Below are 24,994 nucleotides of genomic sequence, written 5' to 3' on the forward strand. Positions count from 1 at the left end.
CATGTACAACCCGGCGTTCGAGAAGGACGCCTGCGGCCTGGCCATGGTCGCGACCCTGCGCGGCGAAGCCGGGCACGACATCATCGCGCTGGCGCTCGAAGCGCTGCGCAACCTGGAGCATCGAGGGGCGATCGGCTCCGACGCCGGCACCGGCGACGGAGCGGGCATCCTCACGCAGATGCCCGATGCCTTCCTCCGGGCTGTGACGGAGTTCGAACTCCCGCCGATGGGGGAGTACGCGGCCGGACTCGCCTTCCTGCCGCGCGATTCCAGCGACCGTCGTCAGCAGAAGGCCGGGATCGAGAAGATCGCCCGGGAGGAGGGCCTGCGCGTCCTCGGCTGGCGGGATGTCCCGACCGCCAACGAGAACCTCGGGAAGCTGGCCGACGAAGCCCGCCCGGCGTTCGAGCAGCTGTTCGTGAGCGCCGGCGGTGCGACCCACGCCCACGCCCCGCTGACCGGCATCGCGCTCGACCGCATCGCCTACCGTCTGCGCAAGCGCGCGGGCCACGAGCTGGGCGCCTACTTCGTGACCCTGTCGAGCCGTACCCTCGGGTACAAGGGCATGGTCACGACGCTGCAGCTGGAGCCGTTCTACCCCGACCTGCAGGACGAGCGCTTCGCCTCGGAGCTGGCCGTCGTGCACTCCCGCTACTCCACGAACACGTTCCCGTCGTGGCCGCTCGCCCAGCCGCTGCGCATGCTCGCCCACAACGGCGAGATCAACACGGTCGGCGGCAACCGCAACTGGATGCGGGCCCGCCAGTCCCAGCTCGAGTCCGAGCTGCTCGGCGACGTCTCGCCCCTGCTCCCGATCTGCACCGACGGCGCGAGCGACTCCGCGTCGTTCGACGAGGTGCTCGAGCTGCTCACGCTGACGGGGCGCAGCCTGCCGCACGCGATCATGATGATGGTGCCGGAGGCCTACGAGAAGCAGACCGACATCACCCCCGAGCTGCGCTCCTTCTACGAGTACCACTCGAACCAGATGGAGCCGTGGGACGGCCCCGCCGCCCTGATCTTCACCGACGGCACGCTCGTGGGCGCGACGCTCGACCGCAACGGGCTGCGTCCCGGACGCTGGACCGAGACCACCGACGGCCTCATCGTCATCGGCTCCGAGACCGGCGTGCTCACGTTCGAGCCCGAGCGCATCAAGCGACGCGGACGCCTGCAGCCCGGCAAGATGTTCCTGGTCGACACCGCCCAGGGCCGCATCATCGAGGACGAGGAGATCAAGCGCGATCTCTCGACCATGCACCCCTGGCAGGAATGGCTGGACGCCGGGTCCGTGCGTCTCGCCGAACTCCCCGAGCGCGAGCACATCGTGCACCCGCCGGCATCCATCACCCGGCGCCAGCGCACCTTCGGCTACACCGAGGAGGAGGTCCGCATCCTCCTCACCCCGATGGGACAGAACGGCGTCGAGCCGCTGGGCGCCATGGGCTCCGACACGCCGATCGCGGTGCTGAGCAAGCGACCGCGTCTGCTCTTCGACTACTTCACGCAGCAGTTCGCGCAGGTGACCAACCCGCCGCTGGACTCCATCCGCGAAGAGGTCGTCACGAGCCTGAAGCTCGGACTCGGCCCCGAGAGCAACCTGCTCTCCTGGGGACCGGAGCACACGCGCACCGTCTCGCTGGACTTCCCGGTGATCGACAACGACGAGCTCGCCAAGATCCGTCACATCGACAAGGCGCTCCCGGACCGCTCGAGCGTGACCATCCGCGGCCTCTACCACTTCGACGCGGGACCCCACACGCTGTCCGAGCGGCTCGAAGAGATGTGCGCCGAGGTCGACGCGGCCATCGAGGCGGGTGCCGAGTTCATCATCCTGTCCGACCGGGATTCCAACAAGGACCTCGTCCCGATCCCGTCGCTGCTGATGGTCGCCGCGGTGCACCACCACCTGATCCGCCGCGAGAACCGCATGAAGGTCGGTCTGATCGTGGAGGCCGGCGACGTCCGCGAGGTGCACCACGTCGCGACGCTGATCGGCTACGGGGCATCCGCGGTGAACCCGTATCTCGCGATGGAGACGGTCGAGCACCTCGTGCGCACCGGCTACATCACCGGGATCAGCCCCGAGAAGGCCGTCCGCAACCTGATCTACGCGCTCGGCAAGGGCGTCCTGAAGATCATGTCGAAGATGGGCATCTCGACGGTGTCGTCCTATGCGGGCGCCCAGGTCTTCGAGGCCGTCGGACTCAGCCAGGAGTTCATCGACGCCTACTTCACGCGCACCGAGTCGAAGCTCGGCGGGATCGGCATCGAGGAGATCTTCTCCGAGAACCAGGCGCGTCACGACTACGCCTACCCGGAGGATGCCGCGGCTCGGGCACACGAACGGCTCTGGACGGGCGGCGAGTACCAGTACCGCCGGGACGGTTCTCCGCACCTGTTCAGCCCGGAGACGGTCTTCAAGCTGCAGCACTCGACCCGGAACCGTCGCTACGACATCTTCCGCGAGTACACCAAGCTCGTCGACGACCAGGCGGCGGAGCTGAAGACGCTGCGCGGCATGTTCGCACTGCGCACCGGCACCCGCCGGCCCGTCCCGCTGGATGAGGTCGAACCGGTCTCCGCGATCGTCAAGCGCTTCTCCACCGGGGCGATGAGCTACGGCTCGATCTCCCGTGAGGCGCACGAGACGCTCGCGATCGCGATGAACCGGATCGGCGGCAAGTCGAACACGGGCGAGGGCGGCGAGGACCCGGATCGCCTGGTCGATCCGGAGCGGCGCAGCGCGATCAAGCAGGTCGCCTCGGGACGCTTCGGCGTCACGAGCCTCTACCTGACCGAGGCGGACGACATCCAGATCAAGCTCGCGCAGGGCGCGAAGCCGGGTGAGGGCGGTCAGCTGCCTCCGCAGAAGGTGTACCCCTGGGTCGCGCGGACCCGCGGCGGAACGCCGGGCGTCGGCCTGATCTCGCCGCCTCCGCACCACGACATCTACTCGATCGAAGACCTGAAGCAGCTCATCTTCGACCTGAAGCGAGCCAACCCCGAGGCTCGCATCCACACCAAGCTCGTGAGCCAGTCGGGCATCGGCGCCGTCTCCGCCGGCGTGGCGAAGGCCCTCAGTGATGTGATCCTGGTGTCCGGGCACGACGGCGGCACGGGTGCGAGCCCTCTCAACTCCCTGAAGCACGCGGGCACCCCGTGGGAGCTCGGGCTCGCCGAGACCCAGCAGACGCTCATGCTCAACGGCATGCGCGACCGCGTGGTGGTGCAGGTGGACGGTCAGCTGAAGACCGGCCGGGACGTCATCATCGGGGCGCTGCTGGGCGCCGAGGAGTTCGGCTTCGCGACCGCACCGCTCGTCGTGAGCGGCTGCATCATGATGCGCGTGTGCCACCTGGACACCTGCCCGGTCGGCGTGGCGACGCAGAACCCCGCTCTGCGGGAGCGCTTCACGGGCAAGCCGGAGTTCGTGGTGAACTTCATGGAGTTCATCGCCGAGGAGGTCCGCGAGCTGCTCGCCGAGCTCGGGTTCCGGTCGCTCGACGAGATCGTCGGACGCAGCGAGCTGCTCGAGACGAACGCCGCCATCGAGCACTGGAAGGCCTCCGGTCTCGACCTCAGCCCGGTGCTGGACGGACCGGCGTTCCCCGCGGGCGAGGCACGTCGCAGCCGCCGCGCGCAGGATCACGAGCTCGAGAAGCACTTCGACGTGCAGCTGATCGACATCGCCAAGGGGGCGCTCCTCAACGGGGAGCCCGTGGTCGTCGAGCTGCCGATCGCCAACACCGAGCGCGCGGTGGGCACGATGCTGGGCCATCAGGTCACCGCTCGCCACGGCGCGGCAGGTCTGCCGAAGGAGACCATCGACGTGACGCTCCACGGCACGGCGGGTCAGTCGCTCGGCGCCTTCCTGCCCTCGGGCATCGTGCTGCGGCTCGAAGGCGACGCGAACGACTACGTCGGCAAGGGCCTGTCCGGGGGCGACATCACGATCCGTCCTCCCCGCGGCTCGCAGATCGCCCCGCACGAGAACGTCATCGCCGGAAACGTCATCGGCTACGGCGCGACCGCTGGGACCATGTTCATCTCCGGGGTGGTGGGGGAGCGATTCCTGGTCCGCAACTCCGGCGCGACGGCGGTCGTGGAAGGTGTGGGAGACCACGCCCTCGAGTACATGACGGGCGGTGTGGCGGTGATCCTCGGTCAGACGGGTCGCAACCTCGGCGCGGGCATGTCCGGGGGAGTGGCGTACATCCACGCCCTCGACTCCGCGAAGATCAACGCACAGTCGCTGGGCAGCGGCGAGCTCCTGCTCGAGCCTCTCGACCGGGCGGACCTCGAGGTGCTGCGCAGCCTGCTCGTCGAGCACGTGGAGCGCACGGCGTCGCCCCTCGGGGCCCAGCTGCTGGAGCGCTTCGACGCCGTGGCATCCGAGTTCGTCAAGGTCCTCCCACGGGACTTCGCCGCCGTGCGCACCATGCGCGAGGAGGCACTGGCCGAGGGGATCGACCCCGACGGCGACATCGTCTGGAACCGCATCCTGGAGGTGACCGGTGGCTGACCCCAAGGGTTTTCTGAAGATCACGGAGCGCGAGCTCCCCGCACGCCGCCCGGTGCCCGTGCGCATCATGGACTGGAAAGAGGTCTACGAGCCGGGCGACAAGGCCGTGCTGCGCCGTCAGGCCAGCCGGTGCATGGACTGCGGCGTCCCGTTCTGCCACTCGGGCTGCCCGCTGGGCAACCTGATCCCGGAGTGGAACGACCTCACCTGGCGCGGCGAGGGCCGCGCGGCGATCGACCGCCTCCACGCGACGAACAACTTCCCGGAGTTCACCGGCCGCCTCTGCCCGGCCCCGTGCGAGAGCGCCTGCGTGCTGGGCATCAACCAGCCCGCGGTCACCATCAAGCAGATCGAGGTCTCGATCATCGACGAGGCGTTCGCGAAGGGATGGGTCGAGCCCCAGCCGCCGGAGCGGCTCACGGGCAAGACCGTGGCGATCGTGGGATCCGGTCCCGCGGGCCTCGCCGCCGCCCAGCAGCTCACGCGCGCCGGCCACACCGTCGCGGTCTTCGAGCGCGACGACCGCATCGGCGGGCTCCTGCGCTACGGCATCCCCGACTTCAAGATGGAGAAGGGGCAGCTGGAGGCCCGCCTGCGTCAGATGCAGGAGGAGGGCACCCGCTTCCGCGCAGGCGTCGAGATCGGCAAGGACATCTCCTGGGCCGACCTGCGTGCGCGCTACGACGCCGTCGTGATCGCCACCGGCTCGACCGTCCCGCGCGACCTCGCGATCCCCGGCAGGGACCTCGACGGCATCCACTTCGCCATGGAGTACCTCGTAGAGTCCAACCACGCGGTGGCCGGCGACACGGTCACCGATCAGATCTCGGCCGAGGGCAAGCACGTGGTCGTGATCGGCGGCGGCGACACCGGCGCCGACTGCATCGGCACCGCGCACCGTCAGGGCGCGCTGAGCGTGACGAACCTCGCGATCGGCAAGCAGCCCGGCGACACGCGTCCGGACCACCAGCCGTGGCCGATGACCCCGACGATCCTCGAGGTGCAGTCCGCCCACGAGGAGGGCGGGGAGCGGATGTTCCTCGCCTCGACGGTCGAGTTCCTCTCGAACGACGTCGGCGAGGTGCGTGCGCTGCGCGTGGCCGAGACCGAGTTCGTCGACGGGCGCCGCGTGCCGAAGAGCGGCACGGAGCGCGAGATCCCCGCCGACCTGGTGCTCATCGCGATGGGCTTCACCGGCCCGGAGCAGGACGGCTTCACCGAGGACACGCGCCCGCAGCTCACCGACCGCGGCGCCTTCCAGCGCGATGCGTCGTACGAGTCGACCATCCCGGGCGTGTTCGTGGCCGGTGACGCGGGCCGCGGACAGTCGCTCATCGTGTGGGCGATCGCCGAGGGTCGCGCCGCTGCGGCGAGTGTCGACAGCTACCTGATGGGCACCACCGTGCTCCCGTCCCCGGTGCGGCCGCACGATGTCGCGATCGGCCTTCAGCCCGCGTAGGCTGAGGCGGCAGGCATCGTCGCCGATTTGATACCCCCTTTCACTCTCTGGAGAATCTGTTGAGACGCGCGAAAATCGTCGCCACCCTGGGCCCCGCAACTTCCACCTACGAGACCGTGCGCGCACTCATCGACGCCGGCGTGGACGTCGCTCGCCTGAACCTCAGCCACGGCGACTACTCCGTGCACGACAACAACTATGCCAACGTGCGCCGGGCCGCGGAGGACTCCGGTCGCGCCGTCGCCGTCCTCGTGGACCTGCAGGGCCCGAAGATCCGCCTCGGCAAGTTCGAGGGCGGGCCCTACGAGCTGGCGAAGGGCGACATCTTCAAGATCACGACCGAGGACATCGTCGGCAACAAGGAGATCAGCGGCACGACCTTCAAGGGCCTGCCGCAGGACGTCAAGCCGGGCGACTTCCTCCTGATCGACGACGGCAAGGTGCGCGTCGAGGTCGTCGAGACCGACGGCGTCACGGTCACCACCAGGGTCGTCGTCGCGGGCGCCGTGTCGAACAACAAGGGCATCAACCTCCCCGGTGTCGCCGTCAACGTCCCCGCCCTGAGCGAGAAGGACGAGGACGACCTGCGCTGGGGCCTGCGCACCGGCGCCGACCTGATCGCCCTCTCGTTCGTCCGCAACGCGGACGACGTCACCCGCGTGCACGAGATCATGGCGGAGGAGGGCGTGCGCGTCCCCGTGATCGCCAAGGTCGAGAAGCCGCAGGCCGTCGACGCGCTCGAGGGCATCGTCGACGCGTTCGACGGCATCATGGTCGCCCGCGGCGACCTGGGCGTCGAGCTCCCGCTCGAGGCCGTCCCGATCGTGCAGAAGCGCGCGGTCGAGCTGGCGCGCCGCAACGCGAAGCCGGTGATCGTCGCGACGCAGATGCTCGAGTCGATGATCAACAGCCCCGTCCCGACCCGCGCCGAGACGTCCGACGTCGCCAACGCCGTGCTCGACGGGGCGGACGCGGTCATGCTCTCGGGCGAGACGAGCGTCGGCGACTACCCGGTCGTCGTCGTGGAGACCATGGCCCGCATCATCGAGTCGACCGAGGAGCACGGACTGGAGCGCATCGCGCCCCTCACGACCAAGCCCCGCACCCAGGGTGGAGCGATCACGCTCGCGGCGCTCGAGGTCGCGGAGTTCGTCGACGCGAAGTTCCTCTGCGTCTTCACCCAGTCCGGGGACAGCGCCCGCCGCCTGTCACGCCTGCGCTCGCGCATCCCGATGCTCGCCTTCACCCCGGAGCCCAGCATCCGCCGCCGCATGGCGCTGACCTGGGGCATCCGCTCGACCCTGGTCGAGATGGTCCAGCACACCGACCTCATGTACCTCCAGGTCGACGACTACCTGCTCTCGAACGGTCTCGCCGACAAGGGTGACAAGGTCGTCGTCATCTCCGGCTCCCCTCCCGGGATCGTCGGCTCCACGAACGACATCCGCGTCCACAAGGTCGGGGATGCCGTCGGCGGCGCCGCTCCCATCTACAAGGAGCACGTCTGACTCGACGTCCACGGAAGGGGCGGGGCTTCGGCTCCGCCCCTTCCGTCGTCTCCGGACGGCGTGGGCCCGCGTCAACCCTCTTGTCGTGACCGTGGTCGTACGGGATAGCGTGCGAGCATGGGTCATCATCGCCGTCTGACGGAGCACCGGGGGAGTGTGTTCCGCATCCTGGAGAGTCCCCGTCCCACGGGTTCGACTCTTCCGACCATGGTCCTCGTCCACGGCATCGGCATGTCGCACCGGTACCTGTCGCGACTGCACGACGTGCTGGCGGAGCGCACGAGGGTGCTCTCTGTCGACCTCCCCGGTTTCGGGGGCCTGCCCAAGCCGCGACGAGACCTCGATGTGACCGAGATGGCCGACGCGATGATCGAGGTCATCCGATCCGCCGAACCCGGACCGGTCGTCCTGGTGGGGCATTCCATGGGCGCGCAGTGGGTGGTGGAGGGGGCCCTGGTGCGGCCGGAGGGAGTGCAGGCCGTCGTGACGATCGGCCCGGTGGCCGATGACCGCCACCGCACGCTGCCGGCGCAGGCCTGGGGTCTCGCGGTCGACACGTGGGGCGAGTCGCCCCTGGCCAACGCGATCGTCTTCACGGACTACCTGCGGTGCGGTGTGCGGTGGTATCTCACCCAGGCCCGGCACATGCTGCGCTATCCGATCGAGCGTCGCGTCGCCGCGCTGGGAGTCCCGTTGGTCGTGCTGCGCGGCGGAAAGGATCCGATCGCCGGACGCGACTGGTGCCGTCGGATCCGCGATGCCGCGGGCGACGGCGTGCTGATCGAGGTTCCCCGGCGCCATCACGTCGTCCAGCACTCCGCGCCGCGCGCCGTGGCCTCGGCGATCATCGCGTCGACGACCGCCCGGCCAGCGGCACCGCTCGCCGGGCGGCGCTCCGCCGAGGTGATGGCCTCATGAGGAACCCGTTCCGCACGGCCGCCTGGTGGGCCGCCGACTACGTCTACGCCGGGTTCTGGCAGCTCCGCGCGTTCTGGAGCCGCACCGACCCCGCGGGGTTCGAGACCGGCCCCAAGGCTCCGATCGTGATCCTGCCCGGGGTCTATGAGACCTGGCGCTTCATGCAGCCGCTGATCTCCCGCCTCCACGCGGACGGGCACGGTGTGCACGTGCTGGACAAGCTCGAGCGCAATCAGCGCCCCGTCGCCGAGATGGCCCACGTCGTCGATACCTACCTGCGCGAGGCCGATCTGCACGACGTCGTCCTCGTCGCGCACAGCAAGGGCGGGCTCGCCGGCAAGCTGACCATGTTGGGCGAGGCGGGGGAGCGGATCCGGGGGATGCTGGCGGTGGCCACGCCCTTCGGCGGCTCGCGATACGCGCGTCTGTTGCCGGTCCGGACCCTCCGCGCGTTCTCGCCGGAGGACCCGGGCATTGTGGAGCTCGCGCGCCACCTCGACATCAACGCCCGCATCGTCTCGGTGTATGCGGAGTTCGATCCGCACATCCCGGAGGGGTCCGAACTGCCCGGCGCGAAGAACGTCCGCTTGGACACCGGCGGTCACTTCCGCATCCTCGCCGACCCCCGGGTCATCGCCGAGCTCGCCGTCCTCGCCGAGTGACGCGGAGCGTCCTTCCGTCGTACAGTGGGGCCACCACACCGGCGGAGGCTGCAGTGACCGAAGACACGACGTCGCGCCGTCGCTGGGCACTGCAGCTGCAGCAGCCGTTGCCGACCGCGACGGTCTTCGATCGGGTCGTGTTCCTGATCGGCGCGGCCGCCGCCGTGTGGCTCGCGGTCATCATCGCGATCCAGGGCCTGGAATCGCCGTGGGCCGTCCTGTGGTTCCTGCCGGTGTGGGCGATCACCGCCTATCTCGTGCTGCCGCGGCTGCACCGGCTCCTGTCGGACCTGTACCTCCCCGACTACTTCTTCGGTCGCACCCGCACGGCGGACGGGCTGCTGGGCGACCCGGTCAACCTCGGCGTGGACGGCACTGCCGCCCAGCTCGACCGGGCGATGACCCTGGCGGGATGGCGGCGCGCCGACGACATCACGCTGGTGTCGACGTGGCGCATCGTCGTCTCGTCGCTCACGGGGCGCAGCTATCCGACGGCCCCCGTGTCGCCGCTGATGCTGTTCCGGCGTCGACACGACGTCGCGTACGAGCAGGAGGTCGACGGCAACGCGCGCCGGCGTCACCATGTGCGGTTCTGGCACTGCCCGCCGGGATGGCTGCTCCCGGGCGGCGCACGCACCGATTGGCTCGCCGCCGCCACCTTCGACACCCACGTCGGCATCTCGTTCTTCACGCTCCAGGTCACCCACCGCATCGGGGAGGACACGGACGTCGAGCGCGACCACGTCGTCCGCACCCTGCGGGATGCGGATCCGGCGGTGACGGTGCATGTGCTGCACGACTTCACGTCGGGGTATCACGCGCGCAACGGCGGGGGAGACCGCTTCGTGACGGACGGCGATCTGCCGATCGTCGACCTCACGGCCGTGGATGCCGTCGCCCAGCCCGGCATGCCCGGGGATGCCGAACCCGCCGCCGTGATCGCCCGAGCGCCCCTGTCGGCGATCGTCGCCTTCGTACTCATCGCCCTCACGGCCGTCGCGCAGGTGGCGGGCCTCGTCGGGGGAGGGGAGCTCACGGTGATCATCGAGGAGGACGGGCTCCGGGGCGCTGCGGCGATCGGCGCGGTCCTGGCCTCGGTCGTGGTCCTCCTCGGGGCTCAGCTGGCCATGGCCTGGATGGTGCTGAAGCGCGGCCGCCGCTCGCGTGCCGTCCTCACGGTGCTGCTGAGCCTCAGCATCGTGCTCATGGCCGCCGACTACCTCAACGGCTCCGCCGTGCTCGGACTCGACGAGACGCTCCTCGCCGCGTCGGTCCAGTGCGCCGCCCTGCTCGCCCTGTCGAGCGAGTCGACGGGCGCCTGGGTGCGGGGCCGGACGGATGCCGCTGCGGCGGCGGCGCCGCGAAGCTGACCCGGGCTCCCGCGGCCGATGGCCGTGAGCCCCCACCCCGGGGACCGGATGTCATCTGGTGCCGGCGGTGGGACTCGAACCCACACGCCCCTTCGGACAAAGCATTTTGAGTGCTCCGCGTCTGCCATTCCGCCACGCCGGCCCGTGTGATGCGTCTTCGACTCTAGTGCAGCTCGGTGCCGAGGACCGCGTCGCCGTGCGTGCCACGGCCTCATCGCGGACCTCTCCAGTAGGATGGGGGTGTGACCGAGCAAGAACTGGCTGAGCAGCCCACGGCATCCGCCCCCCGACGCGTCGTCGTCGCCGAGGACGAATCGCTGATCCGCCTCGACATCGTCGAGATCCTCCGCGACAACGGCTTCGACGTGGTCGGAGAGGCCGGCGACGGAGAGACGGCCGTGGCCCTCGCGACGGAGCTGCGGCCCGATCTCGTGATCATGGACGTGAAGATGCCCCAGCTGGACGGCATCAGCGCCGCCGAGAAGCTGCACAAGGGCAACATCGCTCCCGTCGTCCTGCTGACCGCGTTCAGCCAGAAGGAGCTCGTGGAGCGGGCGAGCGAGGCCGGTGCCCTGGCCTACGTCGTCAAGCCGTTCACCCCGAACGACCTCCTGCCCGCGATCGAGATCGCCCTGGCCCGCCACGAGCAGATCATCACGCTCGAGGCCGAGGTGGCCGACATGGTCGAGCGCTTCGAGACCCGTAAGCTCGTCGACCGCGCCAAGGGTCTGCTGAACGAGAAGATGGGGCTGAGCGAGCCGGAGGCCTTCCGCTGGATCCAGAAGGCGTCGATGGACCGGCGCCTGACGATGCAGGACGTCGCCAAGGCGATCATCGAGCAGCTCGCGCCCAAGAAGTAGTCGCTCCGCCCGCGCCTCGGGCCCGTCACCGCTCCTGCGGCACGTCCTTGATCATGTTCGTGATCCGGATGGTCGAGCAGCGACGTCCGCGTTCGTCGGTCACGACGATCTCATGCACGGTCATGCTGCGCCCGAGGTGCAGCGGCGTGCACACGCCGGTGACGATCCCGGACGTGGCCGACCGCGTATGCGTGGCGTTGATGTCGACCCCCACCGCGAGACGGCCGGGTCCGGCGTGGAGGTTCGCCGACATGGAGCCCAGCGACTCGCCCAGCACCACGTAGGCGCCCCCGTGCAGGAGTCCTACCGGCTGGGTGTTCCCCTCGACCGGCATGGTGGCGACGGAGCGGTCGATGCCGAACTCGGTGAACTCGATGCCCATCTTCTCGGCCAGTGCTCCCATGCCGCGGGCCGTCGCCCACTGCAGACCCTCGCTCGTCGCGACCTCGCCCATGCGTCCTCCTCAGCGCGTGTCCGTGGTCCTCGTTAGGCTGACAGGGTGACGGACTCCGCAAAGCCTACCCTCATGGTCGTCGACGGCCACTCGCTCGCGTACCGCGCGTTCTTCGCGCTCCCGGTGGAGAACTTCACCACCAAGGACAACCAGCACACGAATGCCATCTACGGCTTCCTGTCGATGCTGGTGAACCTGATCAAGGCCGAGCAGCCGACGCACATGGCGATCGCGTTCGACACGTCGCGGCACTCCTTCCGCACCGACGAGTACCCCGAGTACAAGGCGACCCGGTCCGAGACGCCGCAGGAGTTCCGCGGACAGATCCCCCTGCTGCAGGACTGCCTCACGGCGATGTCCATCCCGGTGCTGACGCAGGAGGGCATCGAGGCCGACGACATCCTGGCGACGCTGTCGACCCAGGGGGCGGAGCAGGGGTACGACGTGCTCGTCGTGTCGGGCGACCGCGACACCATCCAGCTCGTGACCGACGACGTCACGCTGCTCTACCCGTCCGTGCAGGGGGTCTCCCAGCTCAAGCGCTACGACCCGGCGACCGTGCAGGAGCGCTACGGCGTGCGCCCCGAGCAGTACCCCGACATCGCCGCGTTGGTCGGCGAGACCAGCGACAACCTCCCCGGCGTGCCGAAGGTGGGCGAGAAGACCGCGGTGAAGTGGCTCACGCAGTTCGGCTCGCTCGATGATCTCCTCGCACGCGCCGACGAGATCAAAGGCGTCGTCGGCGGCAACCTCCGCGACCACATCGAGGACGTGCGCCGCAACCGCAAGCTGAACCGCCTGCTCCGCGATGTCGAGCTCCCCGTCGCCCCGGGCGATCTCGCGGTCGTCCCCATCGACGCACAGGCGGTGCGCGACATCTTCGCCCGCCTGGAGTTCCGCACCCTGCTGCCGCGCGTGTTCGAAGCGGTCGGCGCGGGCGAGGTCGCCGACGATCCGGCAGCCGTCGTCGAGCTGCCGACGCCCGTGGAGGCGTCTCCCGCGGACTTCGCCGCCTGGGCCTCCGCCATCGACACCGACGTCGCCCTGCGGGTCGTGACGCAGGGGGGCCTGCCCGTCCGCATCGGCGCCGCCATCGAGAACGAGCTCCGAGAGCTCGACTGGTCGGATGCCGCCGCCGACGCGCTCCGTGCGTGGTTCGAGTCCGAGCGCCCCAAGGTGCTGCACGACGCGAAGCCGCAGCTCAAGGCGCTCAGCCGCTCGGGCATCCGTCTGCGCGGTCTCGCCTACGACACGAGCCTCGCGGGCTGGCTGCTGCGCCCGAGCTTTCCCGACAAGACGCTGTCCGACCTCGTCGAGCGCTATCTCGGCGAGAAGCTCCCCGAGGCCGACCCCTCGCAGCTCGTGCCCGAGACCGAAGGGGCCACGCCCTCGCAGGAGGCCTGGTTCACCCTGCGCGTCAGCGCCGCACTGCGCGACGACATCCCGGAGTCGGTCGCCGCGGTGCTGACCGACATCGAGCTGCCCACGCTCCTGACGCTCGCCGACATGGAGCTCGCCGGCGTCGCCGTGTCGCACGAGGTGCTGTCGACCTTCTCCGCCGAGCTCGCCACCCGGGCCGACGCACTAGCCCAGGACGCCTTCGGCATCGTCGGCCGCGAGTTCAACCTCGGCTCTCCCAAGCAGCTCCAGGAGGTGCTGTTCGAAGACCTGCAGCTCCCCAAGACCCGCAAGACCAAGACGGGCTACTCCACGGATGCGGCGGTGCTCGCCGACCTCCAGGAGACGCACCCGCATCCCTTCCTCAGCCTGCTGCTGCAGCACCGCGAGGCCACGAAGCTGCGCCAGATCATCGAGTCCCTCGATACGGCGATCGGGCCGGACGGCCGCGTCCACACGACCTACGTGCAGACCGGGAGTCAGACGGGCCGGCTCTCGAGCACCGACCCGAACCTGCAGAACATCCCGGTGCGCACCGAAGAGTCCCGTCACATCCGCAGCGCCTTCCAGGTCGGCGAGGGGTACGAGGCGCTGCTCACGGCCGACTACTCGCAGATCGAGATGCGCATCATGGCGCACCTGTCGGGTGACGAGGGGCTGATCGAGGCGTTCAACAGCGGAGAAGACCTGCACCGCTTCGTCGGCGCCCGCGTCTTCGGCGTGGAGCCGGCGGATGTGACACCGGCCATGCGCACCAAGGTCAAGGCCATGTCCTACGGACTCGTGTACGGCCTCTCCGCCTTCGGCCTGTCGAAGCAGCTGCGCATCGAGCAGTCCGAGGCCAAGCAGCTGATGGTCGAGTACTTCGCGCGTTTCGGCGCGGTGCGCGACTATTTGCGTGCCTCGGTGATGGCGGCGAAGGAGGTCGGGTACACCGAGACGATCTTCGGCCGTCGCCGGCCGTTCCCCGACCTCTCCAGCCCGAACCGCGTGCTGCGCGAGAACGCCGAGCGCGCGGCGCTGAACGCCCCCATCCAGGGCAGCGCGGCGGACATCATGAAGATCGCCCTGTTCCACATCCACGAAGATCTCCGCGCCGAAGGACTCGCGTCCCGCGTGCTGCTGCAGATCCACGACGAGCTCGTGCTCGAAGTGGCGCCGGGGGAGTGGGATGCTGCGGAGCGCATCGTCCGCACCCGCATGGGCGATGCCGCCGATCTCTCGGTGCCGCTCGATGTGCAGGTCGGGCGAGGCGGCAACTGGAACGAGGCCGCTCACTGATCCACGGACGGCGCGGGGCGTCGGTTTAGGCTGGTGCGCATGAGTGCCACGACCCGTACGCCCACCGCCATCGACCAGGTCGCTGAGGAGTGGGTCGACACCCTCGTCCGACTCGCTCCGACGCTGGGCACGTACATCGGCCGGACCGAGGTGAATGACCGCTTCGGCGACCTGAGCCCGGAGGGGCACGAAGAGGTCGCGGCGGCGACGCGGGCGACGCTCGACGCGCTCACCGCCCTCGAACCTGTCGATGGTGTCGACGAGGTGACCAAGGCTGACCTGACCGCCGAGCTGCGACTGGACCTCGAGCTGCACGAGGCCGACTGGCACCTCCGCGATCTCAACGTGATCGCCTCGGCGGCGCAGGACGTCCGCTCGGCATTCGATCTGATGCCGACGGCGACCGCGGACGACTGGGCGGTCATCGCCGACCGGCTGGCGGCGGTGCCCGCGGCACTGCGCGGATACACCGCCACGCTGCGGCAGGGCATCGCCCGAGGGACCACGCCCGCGCGGCGCCAGGTGGCCGAGGTGGCCACCCAGATCGACCGGTACACCGCCGACGACGGCTTCTTCGCGGCGTTCGTCGCCGACGCCCAGCCGGACGGCGGACAGCTGCCGGCCTCCCTCGCCCGGACCCTCTCGGACAACTCCTCCGCCGCTCGCGTCGCCTACGGCGAGCTCCGCCGTTTCCTCGCCGAGGAGCTGTATCCCGCCGCGGGCGAGGTCGACGCCGTGGGGCGCGAGCTCTATGCGCTCAACTCACGCCGGTTCCTGGGCGCCACGATCGACCTCGACGAGACGTACGAGTGGGGGCGCGAGGAGCTGGCGCGCATGGTCGCCGAGCAGACCGCGATCGCGCACGAGATCCTTCCCGGAGCGTCGGTGGAGGAAGCCGTCGCCCACCTCGAAGCCGACCCGTCGCGCAAGCTCGTCGGCACCGAGGCCCTGCAGCGCTGGATGCAGGAGACCAGCGATCGCGCGGTGCAGGAGCTCGCGGCAACCCACTTCGACATCCCCGAGGCGATCCGCACCGTGGAGTGCCTGATCGCTCCCACGCAGGAGGGCGGGATCTACTACACCGGCCCGACCGACGACTTCTCCCGGCCCGGCCGGATGTGGTGGTCTGTTCCCGAGGGCGTCACCGAGTTCGACACCTGGCGCGAGCTCACGACCGTCTATCACGAGGGCGTGCCCGGTCATCACCTGCAGATCGCGCAGGCCGTGTACAACCGTGCCGAGCTGAACTCGTGGCGGCGCCTGCTGGCGGGGACATCCGGGCATGCGGAGGGGTGGGCGCTCTACGCCGAGCGTCTGATGGAGCAGCTGGGCTACCTCGACGATCCGGCGGACCGCCTCGGCATGCTGGACGGACAGCGCATGCGCGCGGCACGGGTCGTGCTCGACATCGGCGTGCACCTCGGCAAGCCCCGGCCGGACGGGACGGGAGTGTGGGACGCCGAGTATGCGCTGCAGTTTTTGCGCGGAAACGTCAACATGTCCGACCAGTTCGTGCAGTTCGAGGTCAACCGCTACCTGGGCTGGCCCGGGCAGGCGCCGTCGTACAAGGTCGGACAGCGCATCTGGGAGCAGGTGCGCGACGGCGTGCGCGCGAAGCAGGGAGCCGACTTCTCGTTCACCGAGTTCCACAAGCGCGCATTGGACATCGGGGGAGTGGGGCTCGACACGCTGCGCGGAGTGCTGCTTCCGACCTGACCGGGAATGTCGTCGAGCCCGGGCATGTTCATTCAGCTGAATAGGAAGGATGACACATGGGCATCGAATTCGGTCTGGACACCTTCGGCGACATCACGCGGGGTGCCGACGGCGAGCTGCTGAGCGGAGCGGAGACCATCCGCAACGTCATCGCGCAGGCGGAGATGGCGGATGCCGTCGGCGTGGACTTCTTCGGTGTGGGGGAGCACCATCGACGCGAGTTCGCCGTGTCCTCTCCGGAAATGGTCCTGGCGGCCATCGCCGCGCGCACGACGCGCCTCCGCCTGGGGACGGCGGTCACGGTGCTGTCCTCCGACGACCCGGTCCGCGTCTACGAGCGCTTCGCGACCCTCGACGCCGTTTCGCAGGGTCGGGCCGAGGTGGTGCTCGGGCGCGGCTCGTTCATCGAATCCTTCCCGCTCTTCGGCTACGACCTCCGCGACTACGACGCGCTGTTCGAACAGAAGCTCGAGCTGTTCGTCGAGCTTCTGAAGGAGAAGCCCGTCACCTGGTCCGGCTCCCTGCGGGCCCCGCTCGAGAACGCCGACGTCTTCCCCAAGACCGAGAAGGGCCTGCGCACGTGGGTGGGCGTGGGCGGCAGCCCCGAGTCGGTCGTGCGGGTGGCCCGCCACGGGCTCGGCCTGATGCTCGCCATCATCGGCGGGCCGGCGGGACGCTTCCGCCCCTTCGTCGACCTGTACCACCGCTCGGTCGCGTCGTTCGGCACGACCGAGCACCCCGTCGCCGTCCACTCGCCGGGGCACATCGCCGACACCGACGAGATGGCATGGGATGCCGCTTACTCGGGGTTCGAGGCGATGAACAACACGATCGGGGCGGAGCGCGGATGGCCTCCGTACAGCCGCGCGCGCTTCCAGAACGACATCGGTCCCGCCGGATCGATCTACGCCGGGTCGCCCGAACGGGTGGCGGCCAAGATCGCCGACACCATCACGACGCTCGGCCTGGGCCGGTTCGATCTGAAGTACGCGACCGGCACGCTGTCGCACGACGCGATGATGCGCAGCATCGAGCTCTACGGCACCGAGGTCATCCCGCGCGTCCGACGCATCCTGGGGGAGACCGCCTGACAGACCACCGGCGACCGATCCGCGGTGCCCGCACCGCCGCAGCGGGCATAGGCTGAGCCGGTGGCAGAAGTGCGTTTCGTGGCGATCGGCGATTCCTTCACGGAGGGGGTCGGCGACGTGCTCCCCGACGGCAGGGAGCGAGGGTGGGCGGACATCGCCGCACAGGGATGGGCGGATGCCGCCGGTCACCCCATCGCGTACGCCAACCTCGCCATCCGCGGCAAGCTCGCCTGGCCGATCGTCGAGGAGCAGCTCGAGCCCGCGCTCGCATTGCGACCCACGCATCTCTCGTTCAACGGCGGCGGCAACGACATGCTGCGCCCCCGGGCCGATCTCGAGCACGTCGCCGATGCGTTCAGCCGCGTGCTGCGGCGCTGCGACGAGGAGGGCGTGACGATGATCCTGCTCTCCGGAGCCAACCCGAGCGGCCAACTGCCCATGGGGGCCATGATCCAGCGTCGCGGCGACCTGCTGTCGGAAGCCGTCCTTCGGCGGATCGAAGACCGTCCGGACGTCGTGCGTGCCTTGAACTGGCCCGACCGGGAGTTGTCCGCGGCACCGTACTGGTCGGAGGATCGGCTGCACATGAACGCCGCCGGCCATCATCGCGTCGCCGCACGCGTGCTGCACGCCCTGGGTTTCGAACCGCCCGCCTCCTGGTGGGCCCCGGCCGAGCGCGGCGGCCTCGGGCCTTCGGGACTGGCGTACTACCGCGAGTTCGTCGCGCCGTGGGTGCGCCGACGCGTCACCCGCACCTCGTCCGGCGACGGGCGAGCGGCGAAGTACCCGGCGTGGGTCGAACGGACGCCCGCGTGACCAGGCGGGCCCGGCACCGGACCGGCGGCAGGTCGTGAGCGACATCGAGCTGGCTCCGATCCCCGGCGGAACCGTCGGGCTGCACGACGCCCGCCGCAACACGCACCGGAGCGTGGAGGTCGCGTCCTTCGAGATCGGCGTGTACCCGGTGACGCAGGAACAGCTCGCGGAGATCCTCGACGTACCCGCGCCGCATCCGACGCGTCCCGCGAGCGACCTGAGCTGGCTGCGGGCGGTGCATTTCTGCAACGCCCTCTCGGAGTGGGAGGGACTGGACCAGACGTACTTCTTCGACGGCGAAGACGTCTCCTGGGACGTGACCGCGGACGGCTACCGACTCCCGACCGAGGCCGAGTGGGAGTACGCCTGTCGTGCCGGCTCCACCGGCCCCCATCACGCACCGCTCGCCGAGGCGGCCTGGACGAGTGCGGACGGACTCTCGGCGCCGCGCCCGGTCGGCCACAAGATCCCGAACCTGTTCGGCCTGTTCGACACGCTCGGCAACGTCTGGGAATGGTGCTGGGACTTCCTCGATCCGGCCCGCTACGACGACTACCGCGTCTTCCGCGGCGGGGGCTATGCGGATGACGCGTGGAGCGTCCGCGCCTCGGTGCGTCGAGGGGGTGCGCCGCGCATGCATCACGAGGACGTCGGGATGCGCGTGGCCCGAGGCGCCTTCAACACTCCGGGACGCGCGCAGGGGTGGTCGGCACAGGCGGATCGCGAGCGGGGCTCCCTCGGCGAGGCGCTGCCGCCCGGATGGACGCCGCGCGGACGCTGAGGCAGCTTTGGATGCCGCCGACCCGGCGTGGGAGAGTGGAAGGATGCCTGCCGACTTCTCGCTGATCGTCTCCCAGGGCCGCGTGGCCGACCGCACCGACGGGGCGCTGGTCGGGGCCCGACGCGTGGGGGAGGCGCTCAGCAGCCTGCTCTTCGTCGAGGCGACGATCGTGGGCACACCGGAGCCGGCCGTCACCGATGACTGGTCGGTCGCCCTTCCGCAGGCGACCGCGACCCTGGACGAACTGCGCCGGGCCGTGGGATCCGCCATCGACGACGGCACGATCCCCGTGCTGGCGACCAACACGTGCGCAGCCAGCCTCGGGACGCTCCCCACCGTCGCGCGGCGGCATCCCGACGCCGTGGTCCTCTGGATCGACGCACACGGCGACTTCCACACACCGACCACCACCGACTCGGGATACCTGGGCGGGATGGTCCTCGCCGCGGCCTGCGGACTGTGGGACAGCGGTCACGGCGCCGGTCTCGACCCCGCCCAGGTCATCATCGTGGGAGCGCGCGACATCGATCCGGCGGAGAGCGAGCTGCTGGCGGAGGCGGGCGTGGCGGTGCTCGCCCCGGCCGAGAGCACGCCGGAACGCGTCGCGCAGCTCGTCGCGGGGCGACCGGTATGGATCCATGTCGACTGGGATGTGCTCGAACCCGGGTACATCCCCGCCGCCTACCGGGTGGGCGGGGGATTGCTGCCGCACCAGATCGCGGCGATCTTCGCCGCGCTGCCGGAGGGCTCCGTGCGCGGTGTCGAGCTCGCCGAGTTCGAAGCGGGTGACCGCGACGTCCCCGAACACGTGAGCGTCGAGCTCATCGTCGAGACGTTCCAGCACCTGCTCCGCGGCGTCTAGCGGCGACGCGGGCGTTCCGGGTCCAGCCCCATCCGGATGCGCGTGCGCTTGCGCTCGAGCACGATGAAGAACACCCCGATCAGCCACAGAGGGAGGGGCGCGAGGAACGCGAGGCGGAACGCCTCGAGCGTGTAGGTCTCCGGCGTGCCGGCACCCTGGGCGTCCAGCAGCAGGCCGATGAGGAAGATCGCGATCAGTGCAGCGATGAAGCCGCCGGCATTCGTGACACCCGTGGCCGTACTCAAACGGTGCGTCGGGTTGTGCGTCCGCGCATGGTCGAAGGCGATCATCGACGCCGGTCCGCCCGTTCCCAGAGCCACCGCGAGCACGTAGAGCAGCCAGATCGGTGCGGAGCCCGGCCACGCGATCACCGCCACCCACGCGACGATCTGCACGCCGACCGCCGGAAGCACGAGCGCCAGCGAGCGGTGGTTCGGCAGGCGGCGGGAGAGGTCGCCGATGATCGGGCCGAACGCCATCCCGGCCACGACGTAGACCGAGACGATGCTCGCGGCATGAGCGGCGCTCAGCCCTTCGCCCGCGGTCAGGAAGGGCATCCCCCAGAGCAGGATGAAGGCCGTGCCCGCGAAGGGCGTGGTGAAGTGCGACCAGAAGGCGAGGCGGGTTCCCGGGTGCGCCCAGGCGGCGCGGATGCCGACGCCGGTGTCGATCGACGACGTGACCACCCGGATCACCCCAGTGTCCGTGTCGACGGAGACGTCCGCGCCGCGCTCCGGCGGATGGTTGCGGATCACCACCGCGACGAGGATGGTGAAGAGCACGCCCAGTCCCGCGATGCTCCCGAACGTGATCGTCCAGCTGGTGGCGTGGAGGAACGCGGCGAGCGGCACGAGAGCGATGAGCTGACCGCCCTGGCCGATGATCCCGGTGAACTGCACCATGATCGGGCCGCGCTGCGCCGGGAACCACGTGGCCACGAGCCGCAGCACGGCGGGGAACACGGCCGCGTCACCCGCACCCAGCAGGATGCGAGCGACGATGGCGACGCCGATACTGGGGGAGAGGGCCATGGTCAGCTGCCCGGCCGCCATGAGGAGCATGCCGACCGTGATGATCGGCCGGGAGCCGTAGCGATCGAGCAGCACGCCGACGGGGATCTGCATCCCGCCGTACACCGCGAGCTGCACGACGGCGAAGAGCGCCAGCGTCGATGCGTCGGCCTGGAACCGGTCCGCGGCATCCACTCCGACGGCGCCGAGGGAGGTCCGGTTGGTGATGGCGAGCACGTACGCCGCCACACCCACGATCCAGATCAGCCACGCCCGCCAGCCCGGAGAAGCAACGGGGGAGAGGGGCGGGGATGGCACCCTTCCACGCTACTCGCCTCCTCGAAGGGCACGCGCCGCCGGAGCGCTCCGGTCGGCCCGTTCGTGGGGTCCGGAGTCAACTCTCGGGGTCGAAGCGGAACGCGCGCACCTCCTGCGCACAGCGGCACGCGGCGGCGAACTTGGCCGCCCAGGTGAGGGCGTCGTCGTAGGTGGGGAGTCTCAGCAACGCGTATCCGCCGGCGATCTCCGCGGTCTGCGGATACCCGCTGTCCTCGATCTCGCCGTCGCCGGAGACGCGCACGGGAGCGATGGATTCGTCGATCGCCCCGCCGAACACCCAGACACCCGCATCCTTGGCTTCCCGGACGACGGCGCGGGACGCCGCCGAGACGTCCGGGAGCTCGTCGTTCGAGACCTGCATGGCGGCGCTCGGGAAAGAGATCAGATACGTGGTCATGGGCAAGCTCCGAACCGTCGAGTCGGGGTGGCGGCATCGCCTCCTTCATTCTGTGCGATCGTCGCCGCGCGTGCCAGGTCTCTCTGGCGGCCGGGGGGCGGGTTCTGACACTAACTGACATAATGTGCATTATCGGCTTATCTTTCGAGGTGCAGGCCGGCCACCAGCAGACCCCGGTGACGGATCAGGCGCCCACGTAAGCCGCCAGGTGCTCTCCGGTCAGCGTGGGCCGCGCGGCGACGAGATCGGCGGGCGTTCCTTCGAACACGATGCGTCCACCGTCGTGTCCTGCGCCCGGACCGACGTCGATGATCCAGTCGGCGTGCGCCATGACCGCCTGATGATGTTCGATCACGATGACCGTCTTGCCGGAGTCGACGAGATGATCCAGCAGACCCAGGATCTTGTCGACGTCCGCCAGATGCAGACCCGTGGTCGGCTCGTCGAGCACGTAGACGTCGCCCTTCTCGCCCATCTGGATCGCGAGCTTGATCCGTTGGCGCTCGCCTCCCGACAGCGTCGACAGCGGCTGACCCAGCGACAGATAACCCAGCCCGACGTCGTCGAGCCGCGACAGGATCGCCGTGGCCGCGGGGAGCTTCGCCTCGCCCTCCGAGAAGAACACCCGTGCCTCGGAGACCGGTAGGTCCAGCACTTCGGTGATGTCCTTGCCCGCGAGCTTGTACTCGAGGACCGCCGCCTGGAAGCGCTTCCCGCCGCAGTCCTCGCACGGCGTCTCGATCGTGTCCATGAACCCGAGCTCGGTGATGATGACCCCGGCGCCCTTGCACGTCGGGCAGGCGCCCTCGGAGTTCGCGCTGAACAGCGCAGGCTTCACGCCGTTCGCTTTGGCGAACGCCTTGCGGATCGGCTCGAGGAGGCCGGTGTAGGTCGCGGGGTTGCTGCGCCGCGAGCCCTTGATGGCGCCCTGGTCGATCGCGACGACGCCTTCCCGCTTTGAGACGGATCCGTGGATGAGCGAGCTCTTGCCCGATCCGGCGACGCCGGTCACGACGGTCAGGATGCCCGTGGGGATGTCCACGTCGACGTCCTGGAGATTGTGCGTCTGCGCGCCCCGGACCTCGATCGCGCCGGTGGCGGCGCGCACCTGCGGCTTGAGCGACGCACGGTCGTCGAGGTGCTCCCCCGTCCTCGTGCCGCTTTCCTTGAGGCCCTCGACGGAACCCTCGAAGCAGATCTCGCCGCCCGCGCTCCCCGCCCCCGGTCCGAGATCGACGACGTGATCCGCGACCGCGATCGTCTCGGGCTTGTGCTCGACGACGAGCACCGTGTTCCCCTTGTCGCGCAGCTTCTCCAGCAGTCCGTTCATGCGCTGGATGTCGTGCGGATGGAGTCCGATCGTCGGCTCGTCGAACACGTACGTGACGTCGGTCAGCGACGAGCCCAGGTGCCGCAGCATCTTGATGCGCTGAGCCTCTCCCCCGGACAGCGTGCCCGAGGGCCGCTCGAGGCTGAGGTACCCGAGCCCGAGCGTCACGAACGCGTCGAGATTGGCGCTGAGCGCCTTCAGCAACGGCGCGGCGCCGGGCAGGTCGAGACCCCGCACCCACGCGGCGAGGTCGGTGACCTGCATCCGACACGCATCCGCGATGCTGATCCCGTCGATCTTCGACGAGCGCGCGCCTTCGGTGAGCCGCGTGCCATCGCATTCGGGGCAGACGGTGAAGGTCGCGACGCGTTCGACGAACGCGCGGATGTGCGGCTGGAGCGCATCGAGGTCCTTCGACAGCATCGCCTTGGTGATCTTCGGGATGAGTCCCTCGTAGGTCATGTTGATGCCCGAGATCTTGACCTTCGTCACCTCTCCGTAGAGGAACAATTGGCGCTGCTTCTCGGTGAACTCGGCGATCGGCTTGTCGGCCGGGTAGAACCCCGACATCGAGAAGCCCTTCACCATCCAGCCGTCCGCCGTGTACCCGGGCACCATGATCGCGCCCTCGTCGAGGGACTTCGACTCGTCGACGACCTGGGAGAGGTCGATGTCGGACACCGCGCCCCTGCCCTCGCACCGGGGGCACATGCCGCCTAGGTAGATCGCGTCCTTGACGATCTTCTTCTCGCCGCCCGGCCCCGTCATCACCCCGCTCGCGCGTTGGGTCGGGATGTTGAACGAGAACGCCGTCGGACCGCCGATGTAGGGCGTCCCGAGTTTGCTGAACAGGATCCGCAGCATCGCGTTGGCGTCGGTCACGGTGCCGACCGTCGACCGGGGGTTCGCGCCGAGCCGCTCCTGATCGACGATGATCGCCGTCGTCAGCCCCTCGAGCACATCGACGTCCGGGCGCGGGACCGACGGCATGAATCCCTGCACGAACGCGCTGTACGTCTCGTCGATCATCCGGCGAGACTCGGCCGCGATGGTGTCGAAGACCAGCGAGCTCTTGCCCGACCCCGAGACGCCCGTGAACACCGTCAGCCGGCGTTTGGGGATGTCGACGCTCACGTCCTTCAGATTGTTCTCGCGCGCCCCCTGGACGCGGATGAGGTCGTGGGTGTCGGCAGGGTGCTCGGCGGTCATCGGGATCCTTCGGGAGGGAGGTGGTCGTCAGGCGGCTTGATTGATGCGCAGCAGATTGCCCGCCGGGTCGCGGAAGGCGCAGTCGCGCACGCCGTAGGGCTGGTCCATCGGCTCCTGCACCACCTCCGCACCGCGCTCGACGAGACGCTCGAACAGGGCGTCCAGGTCGTCGCTCGCAAGGGTGAGCGCCCCGTAGCTGCCCTTGGCGATCAGCTCGAGGATGGTCCGGCGCTCAGCGTCCGTGATGCCGGGGTCCGTCGCCGGCGGATGCAGCACGATCGACGTACCCGGCTGGTCGGCGGGTCCGACCGTCAGCCAGCGCATGCCGTCGTAGCCGACGTCGTTGCGCACCTCGAAGCCCAGGGCGTCGCGGTAGAAGCCGAGCGCGGCGTCCGCGTCGGTGTGCGGGAGGAAGGCGTAGTGGATGCTGATCTTCATGGGCTTCACGCTAGGTGGGCGTCGATGCGCGGGGCTTCTCGATTCCTGACGGGTCGGGTGATCTGCTTGGCCTGGAACACGGGGATGCCCTCCACGTGTGCGGCGCGTTCACGGTACACGCTGGGTGCGACACCCACCAGCTCCGAGAAGCGGGTGCTGAACGTGCCCAGCGACGAGCACCCGACCGAGAAGCAGACCTCCGTCACGCTCAGATCCCCGCGGCGGAGCAGCGCCATCGCCCGCTCGATGCGCCGGGTCATGAGATAGGAGTACGGGGATTCCCCGTAGGTCTCGCGGAAGCGCCGGCTCAGGTGCCCGGCCGACATGTGCACGCCGGCGGCCAGCGCCTCGACGTCGAGGGGCGCGGCGTACTCGCGATCGATGCGATCGCGCACACGTCGCATCGACACCAGCTCGCGCAGGCGCGCGTCCTCGTCGGCCACCCCCTGATCCTGCCACGACACCGGAGGTCCGCGCAGGACCCTCCGTGACGCTCCCACGAAGTCACCCCCACAGCCGGAGCCTCGAGCGCTACCCTGTTGGCATCCGCACAGGATCCTCCCAGAAAGG

General features: G+C 69.6%; 19 protein-coding genes and 1 tRNA gene. 13 read left to right on the plus strand and 7 right to left on the minus strand.

Going from position 1 to position 24,994, the window contains the following annotated elements; genetic code table 11:
• The first annotated feature begins 1 nt into the window (after position 1).
• The 6 genes from gltB to AB3M82_RS00830 all read left to right on the plus strand — a co-directional run bounded on the left by gltB (position 2) and on the right by AB3M82_RS00830 (position 10,442).
• Positions 2–4,525: a glutamate synthase large subunit gene (gene gltB, locus AB3M82_RS00805; RefSeq protein WP_412957975.1), complete on the plus strand. Its 4,524-nt coding sequence runs from the start codon at positions 2–4 to the stop codon at positions 4,523–4,525.
• The gene (locus AB3M82_RS00810; RefSeq protein ID WP_412954889.1) at positions 4,518–5,984 is read left to right on the plus strand and encodes a glutamate synthase subunit beta; all 1,467 of its coding nucleotides are present in this window, start codon (positions 4,518–4,520) and stop codon (positions 5,982–5,984) included. The genes gltB and AB3M82_RS00810 overlap by 8 nt, the downstream gene beginning before the upstream one ends.
• A gap of 59 nt (positions 5,985–6,043) precedes the next feature.
• Positions 6,044–7,492, plus strand: coding sequence for a pyruvate kinase (pyk, locus tag AB3M82_RS00815; RefSeq protein ID WP_412954891.1), 1,449 nt, complete (start codon positions 6,044–6,046; stop codon positions 7,490–7,492).
• A 207-nt stretch (positions 7,493–7,699) separates the two neighbouring features.
• On the plus strand, positions 7,700–8,410 hold the full coding sequence (locus AB3M82_RS00820; RefSeq protein ID WP_412954893.1) for an alpha/beta fold hydrolase: 711 nt from the start codon (positions 7,700–7,702) through the stop codon (positions 8,408–8,410).
• The gene (locus tag AB3M82_RS00825) at positions 8,407–9,072 is read left to right on the plus strand and encodes an esterase/lipase family protein (RefSeq protein ID WP_412954895.1); all 666 of its coding nucleotides are present in this window, start codon (positions 8,407–8,409) and stop codon (positions 9,070–9,072) included. Before AB3M82_RS00820 ends, AB3M82_RS00825 begins: the two co-directional genes overlap by 4 nt.
• Before the next feature lie 53 nt (positions 9,073–9,125).
• Positions 9,126–10,442 (plus strand): LssY C-terminal domain-containing protein, encoded by a 1,317-nt coding sequence (locus tag AB3M82_RS00830; RefSeq protein ID WP_412954897.1) that lies wholly within the window; start codon positions 9,126–9,128, stop codon positions 10,440–10,442.
• Between the two features lie 56 nt (positions 10,443–10,498).
• On the opposite strand, the gene AB3M82_RS00835 is transcribed toward AB3M82_RS00830, so the two are convergent.
• Positions 10,499–10,584: transfer RNA gene (locus tag AB3M82_RS00835), tRNA-Leu, on the minus strand.
• Between the two features lie 100 nt (positions 10,585–10,684).
• On the opposite strand from AB3M82_RS00835, the gene AB3M82_RS00840 reads away from it, so the two are divergent.
• Positions 10,685–11,302 (plus strand): ANTAR domain-containing response regulator, encoded by a 618-nt coding sequence (locus AB3M82_RS00840; protein WP_374105874.1) that lies wholly within the window; start codon positions 10,685–10,687, stop codon positions 11,300–11,302.
• A 25-nt stretch (positions 11,303–11,327) separates the two neighbouring features.
• Here the strand turns inward: AB3M82_RS00840 and AB3M82_RS00845 are convergent, their stop codons facing one another.
• Positions 11,328–11,756 (minus strand): hotdog fold thioesterase, encoded by a 429-nt coding sequence (locus tag AB3M82_RS00845; RefSeq protein ID WP_412954899.1) that lies wholly within the window; start codon positions 11,754–11,756, stop codon positions 11,328–11,330.
• A gap of 45 nt (positions 11,757–11,801) precedes the next feature.
• Here AB3M82_RS00845 and polA point away from each other — a divergent pair, with 45 nt between their 5' ends.
• The 6 genes from polA (at position 11,802) to AB3M82_RS00875 (ending at position 19,701) form a co-directional block, all read left to right on the plus strand.
• A complete protein-coding gene (gene polA / locus AB3M82_RS00850) occupies positions 11,802–14,435 on the plus strand; it encodes a DNA polymerase I (protein WP_412954902.1) in 2,634 nt (877 codons plus the stop codon).
• A 39-nt stretch (positions 14,436–14,474) separates the two neighbouring features.
• Positions 14,475–16,151, plus strand: coding sequence for a DUF885 domain-containing protein (locus tag AB3M82_RS00855; protein ID WP_412954904.1), 1,677 nt, complete (start codon positions 14,475–14,477; stop codon positions 16,149–16,151).
• Between the two features lie 56 nt (positions 16,152–16,207).
• Complete coding sequence (locus tag AB3M82_RS00860) at positions 16,208–17,242, plus strand: LLM class flavin-dependent oxidoreductase (protein ID WP_412954906.1); 1,035 nt, start codon at positions 16,208–16,210, stop codon at positions 17,240–17,242.
• Positions 17,243–17,311: 69 nt separating this feature from the next.
• Positions 17,312–18,058, plus strand: a complete 747-nt coding sequence (locus AB3M82_RS00865) for an SGNH/GDSL hydrolase family protein (protein ID WP_412957976.1) — start codon at positions 17,312–17,314, stop codon at positions 18,056–18,058.
• Between the two features lie 34 nt (positions 18,059–18,092).
• Complete coding sequence (locus AB3M82_RS00870) at positions 18,093–18,839, plus strand: formylglycine-generating enzyme family protein (protein WP_412954908.1); 747 nt, start codon at positions 18,093–18,095, stop codon at positions 18,837–18,839.
• A gap of 43 nt (positions 18,840–18,882) precedes the next feature.
• Positions 18,883–19,701, plus strand: a complete 819-nt coding sequence (locus tag AB3M82_RS00875) for an arginase family protein (protein ID WP_412954910.1) — start codon at positions 18,883–18,885, stop codon at positions 19,699–19,701.
• On the opposite strand, the gene AB3M82_RS00880 is transcribed toward AB3M82_RS00875, so the two are convergent.
• From AB3M82_RS00880 to AB3M82_RS00900, 5 genes are all read right to left on the minus strand, one after another.
• Complete coding sequence (locus tag AB3M82_RS00880; RefSeq protein ID WP_412954913.1) at positions 19,698–21,029, minus strand: MFS transporter; 1,332 nt, start codon at positions 21,027–21,029, stop codon at positions 19,698–19,700. The genes AB3M82_RS00875 and AB3M82_RS00880 overlap by 4 nt on opposite strands.
• A gap of 76 nt (positions 21,030–21,105) precedes the next feature.
• Positions 21,106–21,447 carry a YciI family protein gene (locus AB3M82_RS00885; protein WP_412954915.1) on the minus strand — a complete coding sequence of 114 codons (342 nt, stop codon included), beginning with the start codon at positions 21,445–21,447 and terminating at the stop codon, positions 21,106–21,108.
• Positions 21,448–21,631: 184 nt separating this feature from the next.
• Positions 21,632–23,986, minus strand: coding sequence for an ATP-binding cassette domain-containing protein (locus tag AB3M82_RS00890; protein ID WP_412954916.1), 2,355 nt, complete (start codon positions 23,984–23,986; stop codon positions 21,632–21,634).
• A gap of 27 nt (positions 23,987–24,013) precedes the next feature.
• Positions 24,014–24,424, minus strand: a complete 411-nt coding sequence (locus AB3M82_RS00895) for a VOC family protein (RefSeq protein ID WP_412954919.1) — start codon at positions 24,422–24,424, stop codon at positions 24,014–24,016.
• 5 nt (positions 24,425–24,429) lie between these two features.
• Positions 24,430–24,828: a helix-turn-helix transcriptional regulator gene (locus tag AB3M82_RS00900; RefSeq protein ID WP_412957977.1), complete on the minus strand. Its 399-nt coding sequence runs from the start codon at positions 24,826–24,828 to the stop codon at positions 24,430–24,432.
• Positions 24,829–24,994: the final 166 nt, after the last annotated feature.

This window comes from Microbacterium californiense (assembly GCF_047246625.1).
Classification (GTDB): Bacteria; Actinomycetota; Actinomycetes; order Actinomycetales; family Microbacteriaceae; genus Microbacterium.

What these genes read in the sequence shown, in the direction of transcription:
- gltB (WP_412957975.1), top strand. Translation starts at nt 2, where the DNA reads ATGTACAACCCGGCGTTCGAGAAGGACGCCTGCGGCCTGGCCATGGTC.
- AB3M82_RS00820 (WP_412954893.1), top strand. Translation starts at nt 7,700, where the DNA reads ATGGTCCTCGTCCACGGCATCGGCATGTCGCACCGGTACCTGTCGCGA.
- AB3M82_RS00825 (WP_412954895.1), top strand. Translation starts at nt 8,407, where the DNA reads ATGAGGAACCCGTTCCGCACGGCCGCCTGGTGGGCCGCCGACTACGTC.
- AB3M82_RS00845 (WP_412954899.1), bottom strand. Translation starts at nt 11,756, where the DNA reads ATGGGCGAGGTCGCGACGAGCGAGGGTCTGCAGTGGGCGACGGCCCGC.
- AB3M82_RS00855 (WP_412954904.1), top strand. Translation starts at nt 14,475, where the DNA reads ATGAGTGCCACGACCCGTACGCCCACCGCCATCGACCAGGTCGCTGAG.
- AB3M82_RS00860 (WP_412954906.1), top strand. Translation starts at nt 16,208, where the DNA reads ATGGGCATCGAATTCGGTCTGGACACCTTCGGCGACATCACGCGGGGT.
- AB3M82_RS00875 (WP_412954910.1), top strand. Translation starts at nt 18,883, where the DNA reads ATGCCTGCCGACTTCTCGCTGATCGTCTCCCAGGGCCGCGTGGCCGAC.
- AB3M82_RS00885 (WP_412954915.1), bottom strand. Translation starts at nt 21,447, where the DNA reads ATGACCACGTATCTGATCTCTTTCCCGAGCGCCGCCATGCAGGTCTCG.
- AB3M82_RS00890 (WP_412954916.1), bottom strand. Translation starts at nt 23,986, where the DNA reads ATGACCGCCGAGCACCCTGCCGACACCCACGACCTCATCCGCGTCCAG.
- AB3M82_RS00895 (WP_412954919.1), bottom strand. Translation starts at nt 24,424, where the DNA reads ATGAAGATCAGCATCCACTACGCCTTCCTCCCGCACACCGACGCGGAC.
- AB3M82_RS00900 (WP_412957977.1), bottom strand. Translation starts at nt 24,828, where the DNA reads ATGCGACGTGTGCGCGATCGCATCGATCGCGAGTACGCCGCGCCCCTC.